Genomic DNA, 22,708 nt, shown 5'->3' on the forward strand with positions numbered 1-22,708 from the left:
CCACTAAGGGTTACCCCCGAACCCCTTCAGGAACCCGGCGACGGCCCCCGCCGGCATCGGGCGGCCGAAATGGTAGCCCTGCACCTGGTCGCAGCCGTAGCGATCCAGGGCGGCCAGCTGTTCGGCGTCCTCGACCCCCTCGGCGACGACCTTCATGCCCATCGAGGTGCCCAGGGTGATGACGGCCTTCACGATGGCCTCGTCCTCGGCGTTCTGGACGAACGACTTGTCGATCTTCAGGCGGTCGATCGGGAACTGGCGCAGGTTGGCGAGGCTGGCATAGCCGGTGCCAAAGTCGTCCAGGGCGATCATCACCCCGGCCTCGTGCAGCTGGCGGACGGTGTCGCTAACGAGATCCGAGCCCCAGCCCATATAGACGTTCTCGGTGACCTCGATCGTGAGCCGCTCGCACGGCACGTTCCAGCGGGCCAGGCGCTCCTGGATCTCCTCGGCCAGGCGGCCCGAGCGGAACTGGGCCGAGCTGATGTTGACGGCCACTCGGCCGAAGTCGACGCCGGTGTCCAGCCACTCGCGCATCTGGCGCAGCGCCGCCTCGAAGGCCACGTCGCCCAGCTTCAGGGACAGATCCTGATCCTCGAAGGCCGGCATGAAGCGGGCCGGGGTCAGCACGCCCTGCTCGGGGTGGATCCAGCGCATCAGGGCCTCGAAGCCGGCGACCTTGCCTTCGCGGATGTCGACGACCGGCTGGTAGAACAGGGTGAACTCGTTCTCCGACAGGGCCAGGCGGACATCGCGCAGCAGCTCCAGCCGCTGCTCGACCTCGGACCGCATCGACGGCTCGAACAGGATGCTGCGGTTCCGACCGGCCTCCTTGGCGCGATAGAGCGCGATGTCGGCGTTCTTGATCATGTGGGCCGGATCGGCGTCCGGATCGCCGTGCAGGGCGGCCCCCATGCTGGCGCTGGCGGTGAAGCTGCGACCACCGTGCTCGATCGGCTGGCGCAGCAGGTCCTGCAGCTTGGCGATCGGGCGCAGCATGTCGGCCTCGCCGTGCAGGCCGCGTAGGATCACGGCGAACTCGTCGCCGCCCAGGCGGGCCACGGTGTCATTGCTGCGGAAGGCGTGGTGCAGCATGCCGGCCAGGCGCTTGAGCAGGGCGTCGCCCGCATCGTGGCCAAGGCTGTCGTTGATGTCCTTGAAGTGATCGACGTCGATCATGATCAGGCCGAACATCTCGCCCAGCGTCTCGGACGCCGTCACCGCCTCCTGGAAGCGGTGCTGGAACAGGGCGCGGTTGGGCAGACCGGTCAGCGGATCCTTGAAGGCCAGGGTCTCGATCGCCTCGGTCTGGCGGCGGCGATCGGTGATGTCCTTGAACAGGTTGACCAGCTTTTCGGGCTTGCCGTCAGCCCCGACGAACACCTTGCCGACCGAGCGGACCCAGGTCTCGACATCGTCGTCGCGGTTCAGCTTGAACTCGAAGACGCGGGCCTCGCCGATCTTGCGGGTGGCGACCAGATCGGCGCAGCGCTGGCGGTCGTCGGGATGGACGATCTCCAGCGGGTCGTTTTCGAACAGGCACCACTTCTGCAGCTCGGGCGCGGTGCCCGAGAAATAGATCTCCCGCGTGCGCAGGTCGTATTCGCGGACCAGAAGGTCATCGAGTTCCAGCGCCATCTTCAGGCGCTGCTGGTCGCGCTCGGCGCGCAGCACGCTCTCGGCATAGCCCGTGACGTCGCGGGCGGTGATCATGATGGCGTAGTTCTCACCCGCATCCTGGCAGGCGGAAAATTCCGTGCGCCAGACGTGCTGCACGCCCTTGGCGTCGAACGTCGGCAGATAGCGCGAGAACGGCACGCCTTCCTCGGCGCAGGCCAGCAGCACGCCGGCGTCCTCAGGCGCCACCAGCCCGCCGGCCCCGGCGTCGTCGCCGATCGCCACGCCCGCGGCGATGCCCTGATCGGCCCATTCGCGGCTGACGGCGACCAGCGTCAAGTCGCGGTCCAGCAAGGCCGCGGCAAAGGGAATCTCGCGAACGAACTCGCCGAATGCACGCGCACGCGCCCTGGCCAGGGCGCGCGTGGCGGTATCGGCCTCCAGTGTGGGTTGGACAGCCAAGGCTTCAATCTTCATCGTGTCGGCTTTCCGACTTTGTTTTTATTGGGCGTTTCCTGGTCGGCATAATCACGTTCGTTCAATAAGAAATGGTTTGCGTCCAGACGACCCGATGCCGCGCGACATCACCACACGCCCAGCGTATGGTTGCAGAAAGTCGTCCCGCCCTGGCCGCGCCTAGAGAATTCCTGCGATCGCGCGCGGCCAAGCCGCATTGACAAGAGGGCCTGGGACTTCGAAAACGCCCGCGCCTAACTCCGTCCGACCTCATCCGAGTTTTCGATGACCTACATCGTCACCGACGCCTGCGTCCGCTGCAAGTTCATGGACTGCGTGGAGGTGTGCCCGGTCGATTGCTTCTACGAAGGCGAGAACTTCCTCGTCATCAATCCCGACGAATGCATCGATTGCGGCGTCTGCGAGCCGGAGTGCCCGATCGACGCCATCAAGCCCGACACCGAGGACGAGGCGGACGGCAAGTGGCTGCGCATCAACGCCGACTACGCCAAGGTCTGGCCGAACATCACGGTGAAGGGCGAGCCGCCCGCCGACCGCGAGGCGTTCGAGCGCGAGACCGGCAAGTTCGAGAAGTACTTCAGCGAAAAGCCGGGCAAGGGCTCCTAAGCGGGCCTGCGATTTCTCAAGCTTGAAAAGACGTCAGGCCGCGAAAGCTTGACGGTTCGTCCCGCATGCCGGGACGCAACCCTTTCATAGGGCTGAATTTTATGCTATTGTCGCCCTCGACGTGACGGCTGCGGCTATTCGCGACCGTCCGTCTTGTCGAAGAAGCCGTTTCAAGAAACCATTTTGAACCGGCTCGCCCGATCGAAGGCGAAGGGTGTCTTAGAGATCTATTCCAAATCCTGACAGGCCTGGCCCCGCGCATCACATTCCGCGGAGCAAGAACCTGTCGTTTTTGATTTGGGATGGGTTACGGCGTTCGGGTCCCGAGGACCCGCATACATGAGGACGAACATGAGCAAGACTGGTCTGGAATTCTCGGTCGGCGATCACGTCGTTTATCCCGCGCACGGCGTGGGCACCATTCAGGCGGTCGAGACCCAGGAAGTGGCCGGTATGTCGCTCGAAGTCTACGTCATCACCTTCGACCATGAAAAAATGACGCTGCGCGTCCCGACCAAGAAGGCCAAAACGGCCGGCTTGCGTCCGCTGGCCGAAGGCGGCACCGTTTCTCAGGCCCTGACCACCCTGAAGGGCCGCGCCCGCGTAAAGCGCACCATGTGGTCGCGTCGCGCCCAGGAATACGAAGCCAAGATCAACTCGGGCGACCTGATCTCGATCGCCGAAGTGGTCCGCGACCTGCACCGCGCCGAGAACCAGCCGGAACAGTCCTACTCGGAACGCCAGCTGTATGAATCGGCCCTGGACCGCATGGCTCGCGAAGTCGCCGCCATCGAGCGCATCGACCGCGAAGCCGCCATCGGCATCCTGACCAAGTCGCTGGTCAAGGCCGCCTAAGCGGGTCTTTCTAGCCTCGAAACACGAAGACGCCCCCCGCCTAGCGAGGGGCGTTTTTGTTTGAGCACAGACCACTCCACGGCGCCGCTTGCCCGTCGCCGCGATCCGCCCTCATATGCGCGTGCGGTCGCACAGACGCCTGCCGGGGGGCGGGGTCGAGGGTGGCCCGGAGTGTGAAGACCCCGTGCAGCTCGGCCCACTCAAGCGCTTCGACGGCGCCACCACTCTGGCCCAACGCCTGAGCCTGCTGACGGTGCTGTTCCTGGTCCCGCTGGCCATCCTGCTGTCGACCCTGACGGTCTACGCCCTGCGCGACATCGCCTTCACCGAGCGCGAGGTCCGCGGCGCGGTGCTGCTGCGCGACACCTGGCCCAGCGTGGTCGCCGCGACACGCCCCGACACCCGCGCCCTGGAGGACGCCGCCCAGGACCTGGGCGTCGAGGTCCCGCTGCACGCCTTCGCCGTCGCCCAGCCCGACAACCGGCCCGAGTCCGGCGCGGTGCTGATCAGCGCCATCGCCGACGCCTCGAACCTGACCCTGGATCGCGATCTGGCCCGCTTCTATCTGGGTGACACGGCCACCGTCGGTCTGCCCAACCTGTGGACCGCGATCCATCGCCTGGGCCAGGTCGCCGCCCTGCCCGACGAGATGACCGGCCGCCGCCAGCGGGTGTTCTCGGCCTATGAGCGGCTGAACGCCCAGGCCGAGATCCTGGACCAGTCGCTGGCCAAGGCCGCGCTGAACCACCACGATCCCAATGTCCGCGCCGTGCTGGAGACGCGCCGCACCGAGCTGAACCTGGCGCGGGCCGCCGCCCTGTCGCAACGCGAGGCCGTGGCGGCGGGCGCCGCGCCGGACCTGGATCGCCTGCACACCGCGGCCATCGCCGCCTGGGACGCCAGCGCCCGCCAGCTGCACGCCTCGGTCAAGCAGGAGCTGGACCTGCTGATCATCCGCTTCGGGGTCAGCCTGCTGATCGTGGCGATCTCGGTCGGCGGCGCCCTGGCCCTGGCGTTCGCCATCCACCGCGGCATCACCCGCCGGATCGACGGGCTGATCGCGGCCATGTCGCGGTTGATCGCCGGCGACCTGACCGTCGAAGTCCCGCACCTGGACCAGCGCAACGAGTTCGGCCGCATCGCCGAGACCGTCCTGGCCTTCCGCGAGAGCCAGCTGGAGCGCGCCCAGCTGGAGCAGGACGCCGCCGCCGCCGACCGCGCCAAGTCGGTGTTCCTGGCCAATGTCAGCCACGAGATCCGCACGCCCCTGAACGGCGTGATCGGGGCCAGCAGCGCCCTGTCCCAGACTGCCCTCGCGCCCGAGCAGCGGCGGATGGTCGACCTGATCCGCGCCTCGGGCCGCGACGTCGAGCGGCTGATGTCCGACATTCTGGATGTCGCCAGCCTGGACGCCGGCGACCTGAAGCTGGAACTGGCCGCCTTCGACCTGGTCCAGACCATCGAGGAGGCCATCGCCCCGCTGCGGGCCCGCGCCGAGGACAAGGGCCTGGCCCTGCGCCTGGACCTCAACGCCCAGACCGAGGGCCGCTTCGAGGGCGATCCGGCCCGCCTGGCCCAGGTGGTCGGCAACCTGGCCGCCAACGCCGTCAAGTTCACCGAGGCCGGCGAGGTCGTGGTCTCGATCGCCACCCTGCCCACCGCCTCGGCCGCGACCCGCAGCCTGACGGTCGAGGTGCGCGACACCGGCGTCGGCTTCGACGAGGCCCTGCTGCCCAAGCTGCTGGAGCCCTTCACCCAGGCCGACGGCTCGCTGTCGCGGCGCTATGGCGGCGGGGGCCTGGGGTTGCCGATCTGCAAGGCGATCGTCGAGATGCTGGGCGGGACGCTGGAAGCGCACTCCAGACGCGGCGCCGGCAGCCTGTTCCGCTTCACCGTGCCGCTGCGGGTGGCGACCACCGCCGCGCCGGTCGCCGCCAATGCGCCGACGGAGCGCCCGGCCCGCGTGCTGCTGGTCGAGGACCACGAGGTCAACCGCGCCGTCGTCGAGCTGCTCTTGGCCCCGCTGGGCGTCGAGCTGATCATGGCCTGCGACGGCCAGGAGGGCATCGACGCCTTCGAGGGCGACCGCTTCGACCTGGTTCTGATGGACATGCAGATGCCGCGCGTCGACGGCCTGGCCGCCACCCGGCGCTTTCGCGACATCGAGGCCAAGCGGGGCGAGGGGCGCACGCCGATCGTCATGCTGACCGCCAATGTCGGTCCCGAGCACCAGCTGGCCGCCCTGGCCGCGGGCGCCGACGCCCACCTGGCCAAGCCGATCGACCGCGAACGGCTCTGGAACGTGGTCCTGGGCGGCGCCCAGGCCGCCTGAAGTTGCCCCCGACGAACGAAGCGGGCTAGCTGAGGGCTGGTAAGGGGATCGCGCATGGACGAACACGCCAGACAGGGCGCTGTGACCCGCTTTCTGACCACCGCCCCGCCTTGGCTGTTCGCCCTCTACGGCGGCCTGTCGTCCTTCGCCGTCTATTTCGCCATGTTCGGCTATCGCAAGCCGTTCACGGCCGCCGCCTTCAGCCATCCCGAGGGCTGGCCGTTCGCCTTCGACTTCAAGATCGCCCTCGTCATCGCCCAGGTCGCCGGCTACGCCACGGCCAAGTTCATCGGGGTCAAGGTGATCTCCGAGATGCAGCCCAGCAAGCGGGCCATGGGCATCCTGACCCTGATCTTCGGAGCGCAGATGTCGCTGCTGCTGTTCGGGACCCTGCCGACGGTGATTGGGCCGATGGCCATGTATCTGAACGGGCTTTGTCTCGGGATGATCTGGGGCCTGGTGTTCGGCTTCCTCGAGGGCCGCCGCCTGACCGAGGTGCTGGGGGCCATGCTGTGCGCCAGCTTCATCCTCTCATCCGGCGTGGCCAAGTCGGTCGGCAAGATGCTGCTGCTCTCGAATGTCGACGAGAAGTGGATGCCGGCCATCTCGGGCCTGGTGTTCGCGCCGCTGATGCTGGTCGCCGTCGTCGCCCTGGCCCAGCTGCCGCCGCCCAACGCCGCCGACGAGGCCGAGCGCGTGCGCCGCGCGCCGATGAGCCGGCAGGACCGCATCGCCCTGTTCGCCGCCCACGCCCCGGCCCTGATCCTGCTGATCGCCGTCTATGTGATCCTGACCGCCCTGCGCGACTTCCGCGACAACTTCTCGGCCGAGATCTGGGCCGAGCTGGGCTTCAAGAACGCCGCCTCGATCTTCACCCTGTCGGAGCTGCCGGTGGCGGCGATCGTGCTGGTGGGCCTGGCCGCCCTGATGGGGGTCAAGGACAACCGCCGCGCGGTGTCGTTCAACATCGGCTTCGTGGCCCTGGGCTTTGTGCTGCTCGGGGCTTCGACCCTGGCCTATCAGCTGCACGTGCTGCCGCCGGTCTGGTGGATGATCCTGGCGGGCGCGGGGCTCTACATGGGCTACACCCCGTTCAACGCCATGCTGTTCGACCGGATGATCGCCGCCACCGGCAAGGTGGGGACGGCGGGCTTTTTGATCTATGTCGCCGACTCGTTCGGCTATATCGGCAGCATCTCGCTGTTGCTGGTGAAATCGTTCGCCAAGCTGGACATCGAATGGGGCCAGTTCCTGGCGAGCGGGGCCTATGTCGCCTGCGGTCTTGGTCTGGTGGGCCTGTTCTTCGCCAATCGTTTCCTGAGGTCGCTCTAGTATGGCGTTACGATCGATCAGCCTGCGCGCCCGCCGCGCCCTCAGCACCTTCCTCAAGGACGAGGCGGCCGGCGGCTATGTGCTGATGGCCGCTGCGGCCCTGGCCCTGGTCGTCGCCAATTCGCCCCTGGCGCCAGCCTATTTCGGCGCGCTGCACATCTATCTGGGCCCCTTGAGCGCCCATCACTGGATCAATGACGGCCTGATGGCGCTGTTTTTCCTGCTGGTCGGGCTGGAGATCAAGCGCGAGGTCCTGGACGGCCAGCTGTCGCGTCCCGCCGACGTGATCCTGCCCGGCGCGGCGGCCCTGGGCGGCGTGGCGCTACCGGCGGCGATCTACCTGGCCTTCAATGCCGGACACCCGGCCAGCATCGCCGGCTGGGCGATCCCGTCGGCCACCGACATCGCCTTCGCGCTGGGCGTGTTGGCCCTGCTGGGACCGCGCGTGCCGACCAGCTTGAAGGTTTTCCTGACCGCCATCGCCATCATGGACGACCTGGCGGCCATCGTGATCATCGCCCTGTTCTACACCGCCCAGCTGCATCTGCTGTATCTGGCCGCGGCGGGCGGCGTGCTGCTGATCCTGGTCGCCTTGAACCGGCTGAAGGTCCTGAAGCTGTGGCCCTACCTGCTGTTGGGCGCGGTGCTGTGGTTCCTGGTGCTGAAGTCTGGGATCCACGCCACCCTGGCCGGCGTCGCCCTGGCCCTGACCATCCCGCTGCGGAGTGACGACCACTCGCCGCTGCACCGGTTGGAGCATGCCCTGCACAAGCCGGTCGCCTTCGTGGTCACCCCGATCTTCGGCTTCGCCAATGCCGGGCTGTCCTTCGCCGGTGTCGGCCTCGCCGCCCTGCTGGATCCCGTGCCGCTGGGCGTGGCGCTGGGCCTGTTCGTCGGCAAGCAGGTCGGCGTGTTCGGCGTGGCCTTCGGCCTGATCAAGCTGGGCTGGGCGCGGCTGCCGCGCGGGGCCAGCGTCGGCCAGCTTTACGGTGTCGCGGCCCTGTGCGGGATCGGCTTCACCATGAGCCTGTTCATCGGCGCCCTGGCCTTCAAGGACCCGCACCTGATCGACGAGACCAAGATCGGGGTGCTGGCCGGCTCGCTGGCCTCCGCCCTGGTCGGCATGGCCATCCTGAGGGTGGCTAAACCGGCACGGTGAGCCCGACCTTGGTCCGCTCCATCACCACCGAGGTGCGGAAGCGGCGGACATTGCCGTTCTCGAAGAACAATCGGTGGGTCAGGGCCTCGAAGTCGGCCATGTCCCTGGCCACGCAGACCAAAGCAAAGTCGCTCTCGCCGGTGACGTAATAGGCCTGCTGCACCTGCGGCTCGTCGCGGACACGGCTGCGGAAATCGGCCAACTGCTCGCGGCGCTCGCGCTCCAGCTCGACCATGATCACGAAGGTCATCGGCAGGCCCACCGCCGCGGGCTCCACCTGGGCGACCTCACGGGCGATCACGCCGCTGGACCGCAGACGCTTCAGCCGCCGCTGCACCGAGGCCACCGACAGGCCGCACGCGTGAGCCAGGGCGTCGATGCCCTGGGTGGCGTCGGTCTGCAGCTGATCCAGCAGGATCCGGTCGGCCTCATCCAGCGCCTCGGCGGCCATGATCGATTTCTTTCACCCTGACGAGCAATTTCGGGAAACTTAGCCGAACGAACACCGATCAGCGAGACAAACAGCGCAGCACTTTTCGCTAGCCTTACGGCATGACGTTCAACCCCGACCCCGGCGCCCCGCTGCGCACCTTGGCCGCCCTGCCCGGTTTCGCCGCCACGCCGCTGCGCACCCTGACCCAGGCGGGGGGCCCGACCATCCTGATCAAGGACGAGCGCGACCGCATGGGCCTGGGGGCCTTCAAGGCGGTCGGCGGCATCCATGCGGTCGCGACCCTGCTGGCCGAGCAGGACGACGTCCCGACCTTCGTCTGCGCCAGCGCCGGCAACCACGGCTACGCGGTCGCGACCGGCGCGCGGCTGCTGGGGGCCAAGGCGCGGATCCATCTCTCACGCTCGACGCCCGCGCCGTTCGTCGCCCGCCTTCAACTGGCCGGAGCCGGGGCGGTGATCAGCGACGCCCGCTACGATGAGCTGCTGCTGGAGGCCCAAGCCGACGCGGCGGCGACTGGCGCGATCCTGCTGTCCGACACCGCCGACAGGCTCGATGACCGCCCGCCGGCCCTGGTCATGGAGGGCTACACGCTGATCGCCGAGGAGCTGCGGGCGGTGTTCGAGGTCTCGGGCCGCTGGCCGACCGATGTCTATCTGCAGGCCGGCGTCGGCGGCCTGGCCGCCGCCATGGCCCACATGATCCGCGCCAACTGGCGGGTCCAGCCGCGCATCGTCATCGTCGAACCCGACGCCGCGCCGTGCCTCGCCATCAGTGCGACAGCGGGCCGGCCGGTGCGGGTCGAGGGGCCGGACTCGGTGATGGGCCGCCTGGACTGCAAGGCGCCGTCGGTCCTGGCCCATGCGGTGCTGGCGCGCTGTGACGTCGAGTTCGCCACCGTCAGCGATGAAGCCGCGTGCATCGCCGCCGACCACCTGGCCTTCGCCGGCCTGCCCACCACGCCCTCCGGCGCGGCCGGCTTGGCGGCCCTGCTGGCCGACACGCCCGACACAAGACCCCTGATCATCCTGACCGAAGGACCGCTCGCGTGAAGCTGCTCTACCAGACCCACTCGCCGTTCGCCCGCAAGGCCCTGGTCTTCGCTCACGAGGCCGGGCTGGCCGACCGCATCGAGGTCATCCACCACGAGACCAGCCCCACCCTGCGCAACGACGAGGTTTTCGCCCTCAACCCGCTGGGCAAGGTGCCGGTGCTGATCACCGACGACGGCGAGGCGATCTTCGATTCCAGCGTGATCTGCCAATATCTGGACGCTCTGCACGATCGCGCGCCGTTGATCCCGGTGAACCCCATCGCCGCCCTGCGCTGGCAGGCGGTGGCCGACGGAATCTCTGAGGCCGGCATCCTGGTGCGCTGGGAGACCACCCGCCGGCCCGAACATCTGCGCTACCCGCCCCTGGGCGAGGGATATCTGGCCAAGGTCGCGGCGGGCTGCGCCTATCTAGAGGCCCGGTTCGAACCCGCCAACACGCCCGGCCTGGCGGAGATCGCCATCGCCACGGCGCTGAGCTGGATCGCCTTCCGCGAGATCCACGACCTGCGCGCCTATCCTCTCCTGGCCGCCTGGCTGGATGCGTTCGAGCAGCGCCCGTCGATGCGGGCAACGACCCTGGTCGGCGAAACGTTGGACGCCTGAAACACATGAGCCTTGAGCCGGCCACGCTTGCGCGCGAGGGTGGCGAGCGGGCGCCGTTAGGAGTGTTTGATCATGCGTATCCTGATCGGGTCCGTCGTGCTGGCGGCGCTGCTGTCCGCCGGCCCCGTCCTCGCCGCCGACGCCAAGAAGGAACGACCGGAGCGCTCTTGCTTCCGGCCCGACGACGTCAACGGCTTCACCGTCGTCGACGACCGCACGGTGGACGTCACCATCACGCCCCGAAACGTCTATCGCCTGACGCTGTTCTCGCCGTCGCCCGATATCGACTGGTCGCTGCGCATCGGCATCTATTCGCGTGGGCGGTCCTGGGTGTGCTCGGGTTATGACGCCGAGATCATCGTGCCGGACGCGACCGGCCGGCAGCGCTATCCGGTGACCGACGTGCGCAAGCTGACGCCGGAGGAGCTGGCGGCCCAGAAGACCCAGAAGAAGAAGTAGCCGCCTAGTTCGGGCGACGACGACGCACGGCGTCCAGCACCGTGCGGTCGCGATCGTCGGCCGTGCGACCGCCGCCGGCCAGCAGGCGAACGCCCAACACGAAGCCGGCCACGATGGCGGCCAGCTTCAGCGCCACGGTCCAGGCCGAGCCGGCGAGCAGGACCGAGAGGATGTCTTCCAGCATCAGTCTCTCCTCCTACTCGGACAGGTCGGTCGAGGCGTTGCGCGCCTCGGCGGCCAGGCGGCGCCAGCTTTCCAGCACGTCGATCACCGAGCCGCTGGCCGCGAACGGCTGGTCGCGCTCGGCGCAGCGCAGCACCTGGCCCGCGCCCGCCCGCAGGTCCTCGGCAATGGCGGCCCAGTCGTCGGACAGCCGCGACAGGCCGCCGACCTCCAGGCCGTGGGTCGCAGCCGGACCGATCACGTCGTGAAAGATCAGTTCCTGGCGTGAGCGCAGCGGCGGCTCGAACGCCCAGCGCTGGGTCGAGCCCCCGCGCTTCAGGCGGGTGACCACCGGCGCGCCATGCCGCCAGCCACCTTCGCCCGGGCACTCCAGGGCCAGGGTCTGGTAGCTGACGTTCTGCAGATAGAGGTCCGGCGACACCGAGACCAGGAAACGGGAGGCCTCGACCACCGTCGCCTCGCGACGCGCCACGCGCGGCCGGGGTCCCCGGTCGGCGAAGGTGAACGGCGGCGGCGTGCGGGTCAGCGGGATCAGCTCTTCGTCCTGGTCGACGATCAGGACAAGGCTGGGGTCGGCGGCGCTGACCAGGACATAGGCCTCGGCGCTGGGCTCGAGCACCCAGAACTGGCGCTTGTCGAAGATCGCCATGTCGCTGGCGCAGGCCTCGCCATGGTCGTCATAGGCCAGGCACAGGCCCGGCACGTGGGGCAGGACGATGCGGACGGGCGGATTGCGCTCACGACCGGTGAATACGGCGCCCAGGCGGGTGGCGGCCTTGGCCAATGGCGCGACGGCGTCGCCCAAGGCGAACGCACGCCGGGCGCGCTCGTCGGCGGCGCGGCCCAGGGTGTCCAGGATCGCCTGGCAGGCCTTGGCCTCTTCCAGCGACGGGGCCCGCGCCTTCAGCGGGGCCAGCAGAGCGGCCAGGCGGCGATAGAGTTCGGGCGTGTCCTTGGCGTAGCTGACGATGTCCTCGGCCAGGGTGCGGGCCTTGCCGCGCACGTCGTCGTCCCAGGCCTGCGCGGCCCCGGCGAAGTCGGTCCAGGCGTTCAACAGCGAGGGGTCGGCGAACCAGGTGACCCGCGCGATGTCGACGGCGGGGGCGGCGCGACGGCGGCCCTCGGCCGCCATCAGGCACAGCAGGCGCCAGGCCTCGGTCTCCAGCGCCAGTAGCGGTTCGACCGAAGCCGGCGCCGGCTGAGGCAGGGCCTCCGCGCCGGCGACCGCGCTCCGCGCCCGGGCGCAATCGCCCCCGCGATCGGCGAAGAGCCGAAGACTACGCACCGGTTCGTCCGTAGCGGCCGTCCAGGATGCTGGCCGTGGCGTAGTGGAAGACGCCGTCGATGAACGAGGGCACGTCGGCTTCCTTCACGCCCTGCTCGCGAGCCCAGACCTTCAGAACGTGGCGCAGCAGGCGGGCGGCGGCGTCGTCGGCCGGCGGAGCGGCGTTGAGGACGGCGTTCGAAGCGTCGGAAGAGAAGGACTTGTCGAGAAGCATGGTCGGCTCCTTTGGCTTGGCGGGGGCCGCATGCGCGACCTGAGGAATGGTGTTTCGAAAAGAAGGGCCCGGCCGGCGGGTGGCCGGGCCCCTTAGTCGGTTCACGCGGCCGGCGGCGGGCTTGGACCGGGGCGGTGCTCAACCACCCCCGTCGTCGCTCGTCGCGGTCGACAGCTGGACCATGGAAAAAAATTGCGATTTCAGATGTGCCGATCTGCACACCGGACGCAGATCGCATACCCGCGATCGGTAAAACCTGCTGGGCGAGCAATCGATTGCCGCCACACCTTGAGGGTGTTTCGACCGTCTACGGAGCGCGGGTCAGGCTGAAGATCGGGGTCGCCGGGAAGCCCTTGCGCCCCTGGGTGCGGCCGACATAGCCGCAGGCGACGGCGTCGCCGTGGAAGGTGGCCAACGCCCCGGCCAGGGCCTCACTGACGCCGGCCGAGCCGGGGGCGACGTCGGGCTCGATGCGGGCGGCGACGACGACGTGGGTGCCGATCACCGCCGGGGCGTGGGTCAGCGGATGACGGCGCAGGTGCACCGGCCCGTAGTGCCCAGCGACCCGCAGGCCCAGACTCCGGGGCAGACCCAGGGCCTTCAGGTCCAGCGACTTGTGGCCCTCCAGCAGGGCCAGGGCCGCCAGGGCCGCGTCGATAGGGCGGTCGAAGACCAGGAACAGGCCGTCGCCCCAGGTCTCGACATGGCTCGGCGGGGCGGCCAGCCATTCGACCGCTTTGGCCATCCGGCCCATCACCGTCTCGATGAAGGCCGGGATCTGATCGTCGCGCAGGGCCCCGAAGCCCTGGACGTCGGCGAACAGCATCGCCTTCATGGCCCGCTTGGGCGGCTCGCCCGAACGGTCAGGCGGACGACGGACCGGCGGTGGGCGCTCGATCGACACCACCGCGCGGCGGCGGCCACTGCGCGCCCAGTAGTTGAGGTCGTAGGCGACGCCGGCCGGGCCGCCGGTCTCGTGGCCATCCCAGACCGCCAGCTGGATCGCCTCGGTCGACAGGGTCTGGGCGCGCAGCACCGCACAGCCCATGGCGAACTGGCTGGAATAGGCGAAGACCTGCTCGTCCCCCAGATAGGGGTCGTGCGAGGCGTAGCGGATCGAGGTCGCCTGCCGCATGCACTGCTCGAACCGGTCGATCCATTCGACGCCGAACGGGGCCACCGAGACGTCGATGAACGCCTGGCGGCCGACCGGCAGCACCACGTGCAGCTCGGCCCCCGCCGCCAGCAGGGCCTCGGCGAAGACGATGTCGGCGCCGGCCGCCAGACTACCGTAACCGAAGCCGACGCGCTGGTCCTTCAGCAGCTGGTCGACCTGGCGACGCAGGGCGCAGTCCGACAGCGCCCCGCCATTGGCGGGCCCCAGGATGTGGCCGGTGAAGTGGGCGCAGACGGGCGGGCGGAACGGGGCCAGCCAGGCCGGGTCGACGCCCGTCTCGCGGCACAGCATGTCCAGCTGGCGCAGGGTCGAGGCGTGGGCGGCATAGGCCTGGGGCGCGTGGGCCAGGGCGGCGGCCAGGGTCTCGCGCGCGGCGGTCAGATCGCCGGTGAGAAAGCGGGCCTCGGCCCGGCTGGCGGCTTCGTAATAGGCGGCCTCGCCGGTCAGGCCGGGCGGCGGCGGGATCTCCAGCGCCGCGGCGGCGCGCATGCGGGCGCCCTCGGGATCGCCGGCCATCAGGGTCATGGTCGCGGCGTTGATCGCGCCGTACAGGCCGCCGAACCGCTGGAACAGGGCCTCGTAGCGGCGAATCGAGGCGCGGGCGAAGGCGGCGCGGCGCGGACCGCGCGCGGCCAGGGCCACGTCCTTCAGGAGCCGCGCGCCCAAGGCCACGGCGTCCGAGTCGTCCGCCTGGTCCAGGCCCAGGCGGACATATTCGGATCGCGCGAAGTCGATGGCCCCCGACCGCGCCAGGCACAGCACGGCGGCATAGGCGACGTCACGCGAGATCTCGCCCACCTCGAGGGCGGCGCGAGCGATGTCGTAGGCGGCCAGGATCTCGCCACGCTGGATCAGCGCGGCGATCCTGGCCTGGTCGAACACCGCGTGCGAGATCAGGGAACGCGACCCGTGCCGTTCGAGATGTCCGGATCCAGGTCGATCTTCTGGCCGTGGCCGTCCTGCATGAACAGGCTGTAGGTGTATTCGCCCATGCGCGCGTCTTCGTAGATGACCTTGAACCGCGCACGACGGCAGGGATCGCCGCCGTCGATGGAATAGGGCACCCAGACATAGCTCGAGAAGTTGACGCCGTAGTCGCGATCAAACTCGATCGGCCGGCTTTGGAACATCCAGCCGGCGTTGATCAATTGATCGCTGAGCGTGAACACCAGCTCGCAGCGCTCGGTCAAATCCAGCGACAGCCGCGTGGGCCGTTCCGGGTGCAGAAAGTTCATGAAGTTGAAGTTGGTATCCAGACCGATGACCAGCTCGACAACTTTAGAGGGTGTAGGTTCCGTCATTTAATAGCCTCCCGACCGAAGATTCCACCTACGGGGGAATCCTGCCAAAAGGCAAGAAAGCTTGGGTGTGCGTAACTCTCTTTCTTCAAGGCGCGAACGATGGCCTCGGCGTTGTCGCGTTTGCCGGTCGCCAGATAGGCCCGGGCGAGGATGTCACGACCGCTCGGCGAGAGGGATTGGCGACGCGCGGCAAGGGTCGCGACCGCATCAGCCGGCAGCCCCGCCTCCAGTTGCGCGAAGCCGAGATACCAGGAACGATCCGCTTCGTTCCCCCCGACCGCCGGCAGCGCCCGCAGGCGCTCGAGCATGGTGACAGCCAGGGCGCGCGCCTTGGACGCGTCTCCAACGCGCCGCGCCAGCACGATCGCCTGCTGGTCCAGTCGACCGTCCAGGTCGCTGCGCCATGTCTCGGCGGCGGCAGTGCGCAACTTGGCCAGCATGGCGGTCGCGGCGGCGTGGGACGCGCGTGCGCCGCCCAGATCACCCGACCAACAGGCCATGTCCACCTCGTCCAGCTGGGCGACCAGCTGGTACTCGCCCCACCGCGCATTGGTCGGATCCAGCGCCACTAGCTCGCGCAGCCTGCGCGCGCCCTCAGCGGAATGGGCGCGGGCGGCGGCGATGCGCCCGAGGTCCAACTCCAGGCGCGCCAGGGCCTGGGCCGAGCCGACGCTCTGGATCGCCAGGCGCTTGTCGTTCGGATCGTTGGCGGCCGCTTGGGCCAGCAGCTTCGCTGAGGCCTCGCGCTCGACAAGGGCCGCCCGCACGCGCCCCTGCTTGAGCAGGGTGTCGGCGATCCAGGCGCGGGTGTTGGCCGTGTCCATGATCCGCGCCTTGTTGCGCGGCTCGCGGGCGCGTTCAGCCTCGTTCACCACGAGCGAGCGCTGAAACGCCGCCAAGGCCTCGTCCGGTCGGCCCTGCTCGAAGAACAGAGTGCCGAGGTTGTTGTTGGCGTAAGCGACCTCGACCCGCCAGTCGGCGCGCTTGGGATCGATCGCAACCAGCTTGCGGGCCAGTTCATCGTACCGCCTCATGCCGCGCTCGGCGCTGGCCATGTCGCCGCGCCGCCATTGCATGTAGGCCAGCCAGAAGACGTTCTGGGCCTCGTCGAAGATGCGCTCGCCGTTGTTCGGGTCGCGCTCGACCAGGGCGTGGGTGGTCGCCGCCGCCTGGCCAAAAGCGTCTTGAGCGCCGGCGAGGTCGCCGCGCTGCTCACGGATCGTGCCCAGCAGGGTCTGGGCCTTGGCGCGCTGGGCCAGGGCCTTGTCGTCCAGCCGGTCGGTCTTGGCCTTGGCGTAATAGGCCAGCACCCTGGCGCTGACCCCGTCCAGCACGTCCAGGCGCCCGACGGGCTCCAGCTGCTGGCGCAGGTCGCCCAGCATGTAGGCGACCAGGGCCTCGGTCTCGTCGCGCTGCTCGCGGGCGATCTGGCGGGACTTGAGGGTGGCGACGGTCATGGCGCCCATGCCCACCGTGACGACGGCGGCCAGGGTCGTGAAGGCGGCCATCACCCGCAGGCGGCGGCGGGCGTCGCGCTGGACCAGCTGGTCCAGGCTGACGCCCAGCAGGCGGGCGGCGATTTTCAAGCGAGCCAGGCGCTTGCCGTCGGCGTCGCGGCGCAGGTCAACGGCCAGGGGCTCGACGCCCTCGGGCAGGGCCGCGCGCAGGGCCGGCGGCATGATGTCTCCCAGAGACGCCGCGTCGGGCGTCGCCGGGGTGATCACGCAGAGCACCGCGCTCGGCCCGCGATCCTTCAGGAAGTAGGCGACCTCCTGGTCGACCCAGCGCGAGGTCGCCGCCGTCGGCGAGCACAGGACGATCAGGGCGTCGGAGCGATCCAGGGCGTCGCGGATCGTCTCGCCAAGATCAGCGGCGGCGCTCAGCTCGTCGCGATCGCGAAAAATCGGCCGAAGCCCACCCGCGATACTAGCGCCGCTTTTCGCCGACAACCTGGGCGGGGCGCGATAGCTCTCTAATGCGCGATGAAGCCATTCCGCAGCTTGGCGGTCATGGTGACTATAGCTGATAAAGGCCTTGTAACGCTGTCGATTTTCCATTCGCCGCCCCCCAGCACGAGTGTGCAGGACCGTACCCGATGACCGTGATTCCACCATCATCCCCGCGCGCCCAAACGTTTGCGTCGACCGCGTTCGCGCCCGAGGACTATCGCGCCAACAAGCTGTTCCGCCACATGACCCGGGAGGAGATCGAGGCGCTGGGGTCGCAGGTCGAGCACCTGCGCTACGGCAAGGGCGAGATGATCGTGCAGCGCCGCGACGAGGACGGCGGCATCTACCTGCTGCTGGAGGGTGGCTTGCTGGCCAACCTCTATGCGCGCTCGGGTCGTGAGGTCGGCTATCGGCGTATCGCGCCCGGCGGCTATTTCGGCGAGATCGCCGCCATCGACGGCCTGCCGCGCTCGGTCAACATCGTCGCCCTCGAGGACGTGCGGATGGTGCGCCTGCCCCAGCGGCTGGTGCTGCGGCTGTTCGAAGACTCGCCGCGCTTCATGCGGGCCCTGCTGGAAGACATGGCCAGCCTGACTCGCGCCCTGACCGATCGCCTGTTCGAACTGACCGCCGTCTCGGTGGCCTGCCGAGTCGACATCGAGCTCTTGCGCATGGGCTCGGAAAAGGCCGGCGACGCCAACGAGGCGGTGATCCATCCCTGCCCCACCCACGCCGAGTTGGCCGTGCTGGTCGGCAGCCAGCGCGAGCCGGTGACCCGCGAACTGAACCGCCTGGCCAGCCTCAACATCGTCCGCCAGAGCGGCCGCACCCTGAAGATCCTCGACCTGGCCGCCCTGGCCGACGAGGTCGAGCGGATCGGCGGCGAGCTCTAGGCCAGCCGCGTCAGCGCCACCCGCAGCTTCGTGACTAGTTCGTCGATGTGGTTGGCCTCGGCGATCAGCGGCGGCGACAGCGCGATGATGTCGCCGGTGACCCGCACCAGCAGGCCGCTCTCGAAGGCGTCGACCAGCAGGTCGTAGCCGCGCGCGCCGGGCGCGCCTTCGCGTGGGGTCAGCTCGACCGCGCCCATCAGGCCGATGGTGCGGATATCGATGACGTGCGGGACGTCCTTCAGGCCATGCAGCGCCTGGGCCCACACCGCCTCGAGTTCACCGACACGGGTCAGCAGGCCTTCGCGGCGATAGATGTCCAGCGTCGCCAGGCCCGCCGCGCAGGCGACCGGGTGGCCGGAATAGGTGTAGCCGTGGAACAGCTCGATCTGCGGCTCGGGTCCGGTCATCAGGGCGTCGTGAATCTCGCGTTTCGCCAGCACTGCCCCCATCGGCACGACGCCGTTGGTGACGCCCTTGGCCACGGTGATCAGGTCGGGCGTCACGCCGAAGACGTCCGTCGCGAACGGCGCGCCCAGGCGCCCGAAGCCGGTGATCACCTCGTCGAAGATCAGCAGGATGCCATGGCGGTCGGCGATCGCCCGCAGGCGTTCGAGGTAGCCTTTGGGTGGCGGCAGCACGCCGGCCGAGCCGGCCACCGGCTCGACGATCACGGCGGCGATCGTCTCGGCGCCGTGCAGGGCGACCAGGCGCTCGAGGTCGTCGGCCAGTTCGGCGCCGTGCTCGGGTTGACCGCTCGAGAAGGCGTTGCGCGCTAGGTCGTGGGTGTGGCGCAGGTGGTCGACGCCGTTCAGGGTCGGGAAGGCCCGCCGGTTGTTGACCAGCCCGCCCACCGAAATCCCGCCGAAGCCGACGCCGTGATAGGCCCGCTCGCGACCGATGAAGCGCGTCCGCGTGCCCTGGCCGATCGCCCGCTGATAGGCGATGGCGATCTTCAGCGCGCTGTCGACGGCCTCGGAGCCGGAGTTGGCGAAGAAGATCCTGTCGAGGCCCGCTGGCGCGATCTCGGCCAGCGCGTTGGCGAACTCGAACGCCACCGGATGGCCCATCTGGAACGACGGCGCGTAGTCCAGCTCCAGCAGCTGGCGTGAGACCGCCTCGGCGATCTCGCGACGACCGTGGCCGGCGTTGACGCACCACAGGCCGGCGGTCCCATCCAGGATCTGACGGCCGTCGGCGCTGACGTAGCGCATGCCTTCCGCGCTGACCAAAAGACGCGGATTGGCCTTGAACTGGCGGTTGGCCGTGAACGGCATCCAGTAGGCGTCGAGGGTCTGATGGGTGTCGGGCATGCCACATTCCTACTTATTGAGTAGGAAAATCCACGCCGCCGGCCCGCTGCGCAATCCCCCGCCCTTCCGGATAAAACTGCGTGACCAATCAGAATTTTTCCGTCCCACCTGAACGCTGATTAGAGAAGCTTGCCGGACGGGAAGGAAATCTCGGTTTCAATCTCGACCATATGACTAGGAATTATAAGCACGAACAAAAAACGGCGCTTCTCCCAGGCGTCGACAATCGGGGATCTGTCGTGATCAAGCGTCTTCTTATCGGAACCGCCGCCGGCGCCATCGGCGTCTCCTTCGCAGGGCTCGCCCTGGCTCAAGCGAGCAACGACACGGCGGTGGAGCAGGTGATCGTCACCGCCCAGCGCCGCGAACAATCGGCCCAGGACGTTGGTGTCGCGCTGTCGGTGATCTCCGGCGACCAGTTGGCCGCGCGCGGCGTCAACACGGTCAACCAGCTGCAGTTCGCCACACCCAGCCTGGAGATCACCCCGCAGTTCGGCAGCGGCCAGCCCAGCTTCCGCCTGCGCGGCGTCGGCTTCGACGACTACGCCTCGAACAACTCCTCGACCGTCGGCGTCAGCGTCGATGAAGTCGCCTATCCGATCCAGGCTCAGACGCAAGGGTTGCTGTTCGACATCGCCCGCGTGGAAGTGCTGCGCGGCCCGCAAGGCACGCTGTACGGCCGCAACACCACCGGCGGCGCGATCAACTTCATCACCAATCGCCCGACCAACACCCTGTCGGCCGGCGTCACCGCCGAATACGACAGCAACGAGGAATTCAAGGCCGAGGGCTTCGTCTCCGGCCCGATCAGCGACACGCTGAGCGGCCGCCTCGCCTTCGTCACCGACCAGGGCGGCGCCTGGCAGAAGAACCGCGCCACCGGCGAAAAGCTGGGCGACAAGGACACCACCTCGGTGCGCGGCCAGCTGGCCTGGACGCCCAGCGACAAGGTCGACTTCCTGCTCAGCGCCCATGCCGGCTACGACAAGTCCGAGCCGACGGGCCTCTATCTGTTCAACCCGCTCGCCTACAACGCCAGCCTGCCGGCCATCGCCGCCGACGGCAGCCGCAAGAACACCGGCTGGGGCGGCTCGTCCGCCTTCGCCACGCTCACCGGCATCGCGACCAACGCCAAGCCGTTCCACGACACCAAGAGCCACGGCGCCTCGCTGCGCGCTCACGGCGAGACCGACGCGGTCGACATCGTCTCGATCACCAGCGTCGAGCGCCTGAAGCGCAAGGAATACAACGACTGGGACGCCTCGCAGTACGCCTATGCCGGCACCTATTTCGACACCGACGCCAAGGTGTTCTCGCAGGAACTGCGCGCCTCGTCGAAGACCGAAGGCCCGCTGCAATGGCTGGTCGGCGGCTACTATTCGCGTGAGACCATCGACGAGGCGTTCTATTCGGACTTCTACCAGTCGCTGCTGTTCGACACCCGCACGACCTACAGCCAGAAGGTCCGTTCGGCCTCGGTGTTCGGCCAGCTGGAATACGCCCTCAGCGACCGCCTGAAGGTGATCGGCGGCCTGCGCGGTGAGAACGAAAAGCGCGAGCAGTTCGACTTCGTCACCGCCGGCGTCTTCGCCCCCGGCGCGCCGCCGACCAACTTCAGCCCCACCGACGACAAGGAACTGAAGAACAAGTCGGTGACCGGCAAGCTGGCCATGGAATACAAGCCGACCGACGACGTGCTGCTGTACGCCAGCATCAGCAAGGGCACGAAGTCCGGCGGCTTCACCTCGTACAATCGCGGCGACGCCGCGGCGGTCGACGGCTTCAAGCCCGAGACCCTGTGGGCCTATGAGGCGGGCTTCAAGTCCAGCTTCGCGGCCAACACCGTCCAGCTGAACGGCTCGGTGTTCTACTACGATTACAAGAACCAGCAGATCCAGTCGGCGATCTACGACATCAACAACGGCCCGATCGGGGCCATCGTCAACGCCCAGGAGTCGCACATCTATGGCGGCGAGCTGGAGCTGACCTGGCGTCCGGTCTCCGCCCTGCGGATCGGCCAGTCGCTGGGCTACAAGACCGGCAAGTTCGACAAGTACCTGAACGACCTGGACATTCCCGCCAGCGTCGCGGCCAAGCGCGCCGTCTTCATCGACCGCACCGGGGCCAAGGTCGGCTTCCCGCCGCTCAGCTATAACGGCGACATCTCCTACACCTGGGCGGTCGGCGACTTCGAGGTCGAGGCGCAAGGCAACTACGCCTTCCACGACAAGACCAAGCCCCTGCTGCTGGGCTCGCGCTACGACGTCGACAGCTACTGGCTGGCCAACGCCAGCGTGACCCTGTCGCCGGCCCAGGGCCCGTGGGCGCTGACCGCCTTCGCGCGCAACGTCTTCAACACTAAGTACGACCTGACGCGGAACTTCTTCCTGCCGCTGATCGACATCGCCGCGCCCGGTCAGCCGGCGACCTATGGCCTTCGCGCCCAGTATCGCTTCTAGTCGCGCTTAAGGGAGACCGCCCATGTTGAAGACCCTGTTGCTGATCCTGGGCGGCCTCCTGGCCGTGATCGTGCTGGCCGGCTTTGTCGGCTGGCTGCTGCTGCGCGGCCCCGACATCCCGTACGAAAAGCTCGAGGCCAAGTACGCCAGCCAGGCCTCGCACTATGCCGACCTGCCCGGCGGGGTGCGGCTGCACTACAAGGACGAGGGCAAGGCCGACGGCCCGGTGCTGGTCCTGGTCCACGGCTTTGGCGACAGCCACTTCTCGTGGGAGGGCTGGGTCGCGCGGCTCTCCGACCGCTACCGGATCATCACTGTCGACCTGCCCGGTCACGGCCTGACCCGCGCGCCGGCGGGCTATGTCGCTTCGGCCGACGGCTTCGCCGACCTGATCGACGCCCTGGCCGCGAAAGAGAACCTCCCGAAGTTCGCCATCGCCGGCAATTCGATGGGCGGCGGCGTGGCCTGGCAGGTCGCCGTGCGCCATCCCGATCGCCTGAACGGCCTCGTGCTGGTCGACGCCGCCGGCTGGCCCGCGACCACGCTGAAGAAGCCGCCGCTGGCCTTCAAGCTGCTGAAATATTCGTGGGGCCGGGCCTTCCTGCGCTCGATCGACAACACCCCGCTGATCCGTGCGGGTCTGCGCGGCGAGGTCGGCGATCCGGCTGTGATCACCGACGCCTTCATCGCCCGCTGGGCCGAGCTGCAGCGCGCCCCCGGCCACCGCGCCATCCTGATGTCGATCCAGCCGGGTAAGCACAGCCAGGCGACCAAGGACACGCTGGCGACGATCAAGGTCCCCACCCTGATCCTGTGGGGCGAGATCGATCCCCTGATCGAGGTCGCCGCCGCCCACAAGTTCGCCGAAGCCATCCCGGGCGCCAAGCTGATCCTCTATCCCAAGGTCGGCCACCTGCCGCAGGTCGAAATCCCGCAACGCACCGCCGACGACACGGCCGCCTTCCTGGAAGCCGCCGACGTCCACTAGAGTA

The 22,708-nt window shown here is 68.6% G+C and carries 20 protein-coding genes; 11 read left to right on the forward strand and 9 right to left on the reverse strand.

Annotation, left to right across the window (positions count from 1 at the left end; genetic code table 11):
* Nucleotides 1-3: 3 nt before the first annotated feature.
* Entirely contained in the window at nucleotides 4-2,094 is a 2,091-nt protein-coding gene (locus AC1RR5_RS11035) for a putative bifunctional diguanylate cyclase/phosphodiesterase (protein ID WP_492921546.1), read from the reverse strand.
* 264 nt (nucleotides 2,095-2,358) lie between these two features.
* On the opposite strand from AC1RR5_RS11035, the gene fdxA reads away from it, so the two are divergent.
* From fdxA to nhaA, 5 genes are all read left to right on the forward strand, one after another.
* Nucleotides 2,359-2,700 carry a ferredoxin FdxA gene (fdxA, locus tag AC1RR5_RS11040; protein ID WP_492921548.1) on the forward strand — a complete coding sequence of 114 codons (342 nt, stop codon included), beginning with the start codon at nucleotides 2,359-2,361 and terminating at the stop codon, nucleotides 2,698-2,700.
* Between the two features lie 351 nt (nucleotides 2,701-3,051).
* Nucleotides 3,052-3,555 carry a CarD family transcriptional regulator gene (locus AC1RR5_RS11045; RefSeq protein ID WP_492814195.1) on the forward strand — a complete coding sequence of 168 codons (504 nt, stop codon included), beginning with the start codon at nucleotides 3,052-3,054 and terminating at the stop codon, nucleotides 3,553-3,555.
* 184 nt (nucleotides 3,556-3,739) lie between these two features.
* On the forward strand, nucleotides 3,740-5,887 hold the full coding sequence (locus AC1RR5_RS11050) for an ATP-binding protein (RefSeq protein WP_492921549.1): 2,148 nt from the start codon (nucleotides 3,740-3,742) through the stop codon (nucleotides 5,885-5,887).
* 54 nt (nucleotides 5,888-5,941) lie between these two features.
* Nucleotides 5,942-7,219 carry a DUF5690 family protein gene (locus tag AC1RR5_RS11055; RefSeq protein ID WP_492921550.1) on the forward strand — a complete coding sequence of 426 codons (1,278 nt, stop codon included), beginning with the start codon at nucleotides 5,942-5,944 and terminating at the stop codon, nucleotides 7,217-7,219.
* Between the two features lies 1 nt (nucleotide 7,220).
* Nucleotides 7,221-8,378: a Na+/H+ antiporter NhaA gene (gene nhaA, locus AC1RR5_RS11060; protein WP_492921552.1), complete on the forward strand. Its 1,158-nt coding sequence runs from the start codon at nucleotides 7,221-7,223 to the stop codon at nucleotides 8,376-8,378.
* Here the strand turns inward: nhaA and AC1RR5_RS11065 are convergent.
* Nucleotides 8,362-8,829 carry an Lrp/AsnC family transcriptional regulator gene (locus tag AC1RR5_RS11065; protein WP_492921553.1) on the reverse strand — a complete coding sequence of 156 codons (468 nt, stop codon included), beginning with the start codon at nucleotides 8,827-8,829 and terminating at the stop codon, nucleotides 8,362-8,364. The two genes, nhaA and AC1RR5_RS11065, sit on opposite strands and share 17 nt — an antisense overlap.
* Nucleotides 8,830-8,930: 101 nt before the next feature.
* Between AC1RR5_RS11065 and AC1RR5_RS11070 the strand changes: the two genes are divergently transcribed.
* From AC1RR5_RS11070 to AC1RR5_RS11080, 3 genes are all read left to right on the forward strand, one after another.
* The gene (locus AC1RR5_RS11070; RefSeq protein ID WP_492921555.1) at nucleotides 8,931-9,881 is read left to right on the forward strand and encodes a pyridoxal-phosphate dependent enzyme; all 951 of its coding nucleotides are present in this window, start codon (nucleotides 8,931-8,933) and stop codon (nucleotides 9,879-9,881) included.
* Nucleotides 9,878-10,486: a glutathione S-transferase family protein gene (locus tag AC1RR5_RS11075; protein WP_492921556.1), complete on the forward strand. Its 609-nt coding sequence runs from the start codon at nucleotides 9,878-9,880 to the stop codon at nucleotides 10,484-10,486. The genes AC1RR5_RS11070 and AC1RR5_RS11075 overlap by 4 nt, the downstream gene beginning before the upstream one ends.
* 72 nt (nucleotides 10,487-10,558) lie before the next feature.
* Nucleotides 10,559-10,945: a DUF6491 family protein gene (locus tag AC1RR5_RS11080; protein WP_492921557.1), complete on the forward strand. Its 387-nt coding sequence runs from the start codon at nucleotides 10,559-10,561 to the stop codon at nucleotides 10,943-10,945.
* A gap of 4 nt (nucleotides 10,946-10,949) precedes the next feature.
* Here AC1RR5_RS11080 and AC1RR5_RS11085 read toward each other — a convergent pair whose 3' ends face one another.
* The 6 genes from AC1RR5_RS11085 to AC1RR5_RS11110 all read right to left on the reverse strand — a co-directional run bounded on the left by AC1RR5_RS11085 (nucleotide 10,950) and on the right by AC1RR5_RS11110 (nucleotide 17,222).
* Entirely contained in the window at nucleotides 10,950-11,129 is a 180-nt protein-coding gene (locus AC1RR5_RS11085; protein WP_492921559.1) for a hypothetical protein, read from the reverse strand.
* Nucleotides 11,130-11,141: 12 nt separating this feature from the next.
* Entirely contained in the window at nucleotides 11,142-12,413 is a 1,272-nt protein-coding gene (locus AC1RR5_RS11090; protein ID WP_492921561.1) for a hypothetical protein, read from the reverse strand.
* The gene (locus AC1RR5_RS11095) at nucleotides 12,406-12,627 is read right to left on the reverse strand and encodes a hypothetical protein (RefSeq protein WP_492921562.1); all 222 of its coding nucleotides are present in this window, start codon (nucleotides 12,625-12,627) and stop codon (nucleotides 12,406-12,408) included. The genes AC1RR5_RS11090 and AC1RR5_RS11095 overlap by 8 nt, the downstream gene beginning before the upstream one ends.
* A 307-nt stretch (nucleotides 12,628-12,934) precedes the next feature.
* The gene (locus AC1RR5_RS11100; protein ID WP_492921564.1) at nucleotides 12,935-14,686 is read right to left on the reverse strand and encodes an adenylate/guanylate cyclase domain-containing protein; all 1,752 of its coding nucleotides are present in this window, start codon (nucleotides 14,684-14,686) and stop codon (nucleotides 12,935-12,937) included.
* A gap of 11 nt (nucleotides 14,687-14,697) precedes the next feature.
* Nucleotides 14,698-15,105 (reverse strand): hypothetical protein, encoded by a 408-nt coding sequence (locus tag AC1RR5_RS11105; RefSeq protein WP_492921565.1) that lies wholly within the window; start codon nucleotides 15,103-15,105, stop codon nucleotides 14,698-14,700.
* Nucleotides 15,102-17,222 (reverse strand): TIR domain-containing protein, encoded by a 2,121-nt coding sequence (locus tag AC1RR5_RS11110; protein ID WP_492921566.1) that lies wholly within the window; start codon nucleotides 17,220-17,222, stop codon nucleotides 15,102-15,104. The genes AC1RR5_RS11105 and AC1RR5_RS11110 overlap by 4 nt, the downstream gene beginning before the upstream one ends.
* Between AC1RR5_RS11110 and AC1RR5_RS11115 the strand changes: the two genes are divergently transcribed.
* Complete coding sequence (locus AC1RR5_RS11115; protein WP_492921567.1) at nucleotides 17,201-17,947, forward strand: Crp/Fnr family transcriptional regulator; 747 nt, start codon at nucleotides 17,201-17,203, stop codon at nucleotides 17,945-17,947. The genes AC1RR5_RS11110 and AC1RR5_RS11115 overlap by 22 nt on opposite strands.
* On the opposite strand, the gene aptA is transcribed toward AC1RR5_RS11115, so the two are convergent.
* Entirely contained in the window at nucleotides 17,944-19,257 is a 1,314-nt protein-coding gene (gene aptA, locus AC1RR5_RS11120) for an omega-aminotransferase AptA (RefSeq protein ID WP_492921568.1), read from the reverse strand. The genes AC1RR5_RS11115 and aptA overlap by 4 nt on opposite strands.
* Before the next feature lie 239 nt (nucleotides 19,258-19,496).
* Here aptA and AC1RR5_RS11125 point away from each other — a divergent pair, with 239 nt between their 5' ends.
* A complete protein-coding gene (locus AC1RR5_RS11125) occupies nucleotides 19,497-21,716 on the forward strand; it encodes a TonB-dependent receptor (protein ID WP_492921569.1) in 2,220 nt (739 codons plus the stop codon).
* 22 nt (nucleotides 21,717-21,738) lie between these two features.
* Nucleotides 21,739-22,704, forward strand: a complete 966-nt coding sequence (locus AC1RR5_RS11130) for an alpha/beta fold hydrolase (RefSeq protein WP_492921570.1) — start codon at nucleotides 21,739-21,741, stop codon at nucleotides 22,702-22,704.
* The last annotated feature ends 4 nt before the right edge of the window (nucleotides 22,705-22,708 follow it).

It is taken from the genome of Caulobacter sp. GW821-FHT11E11 (assembly GCF_058808315.1).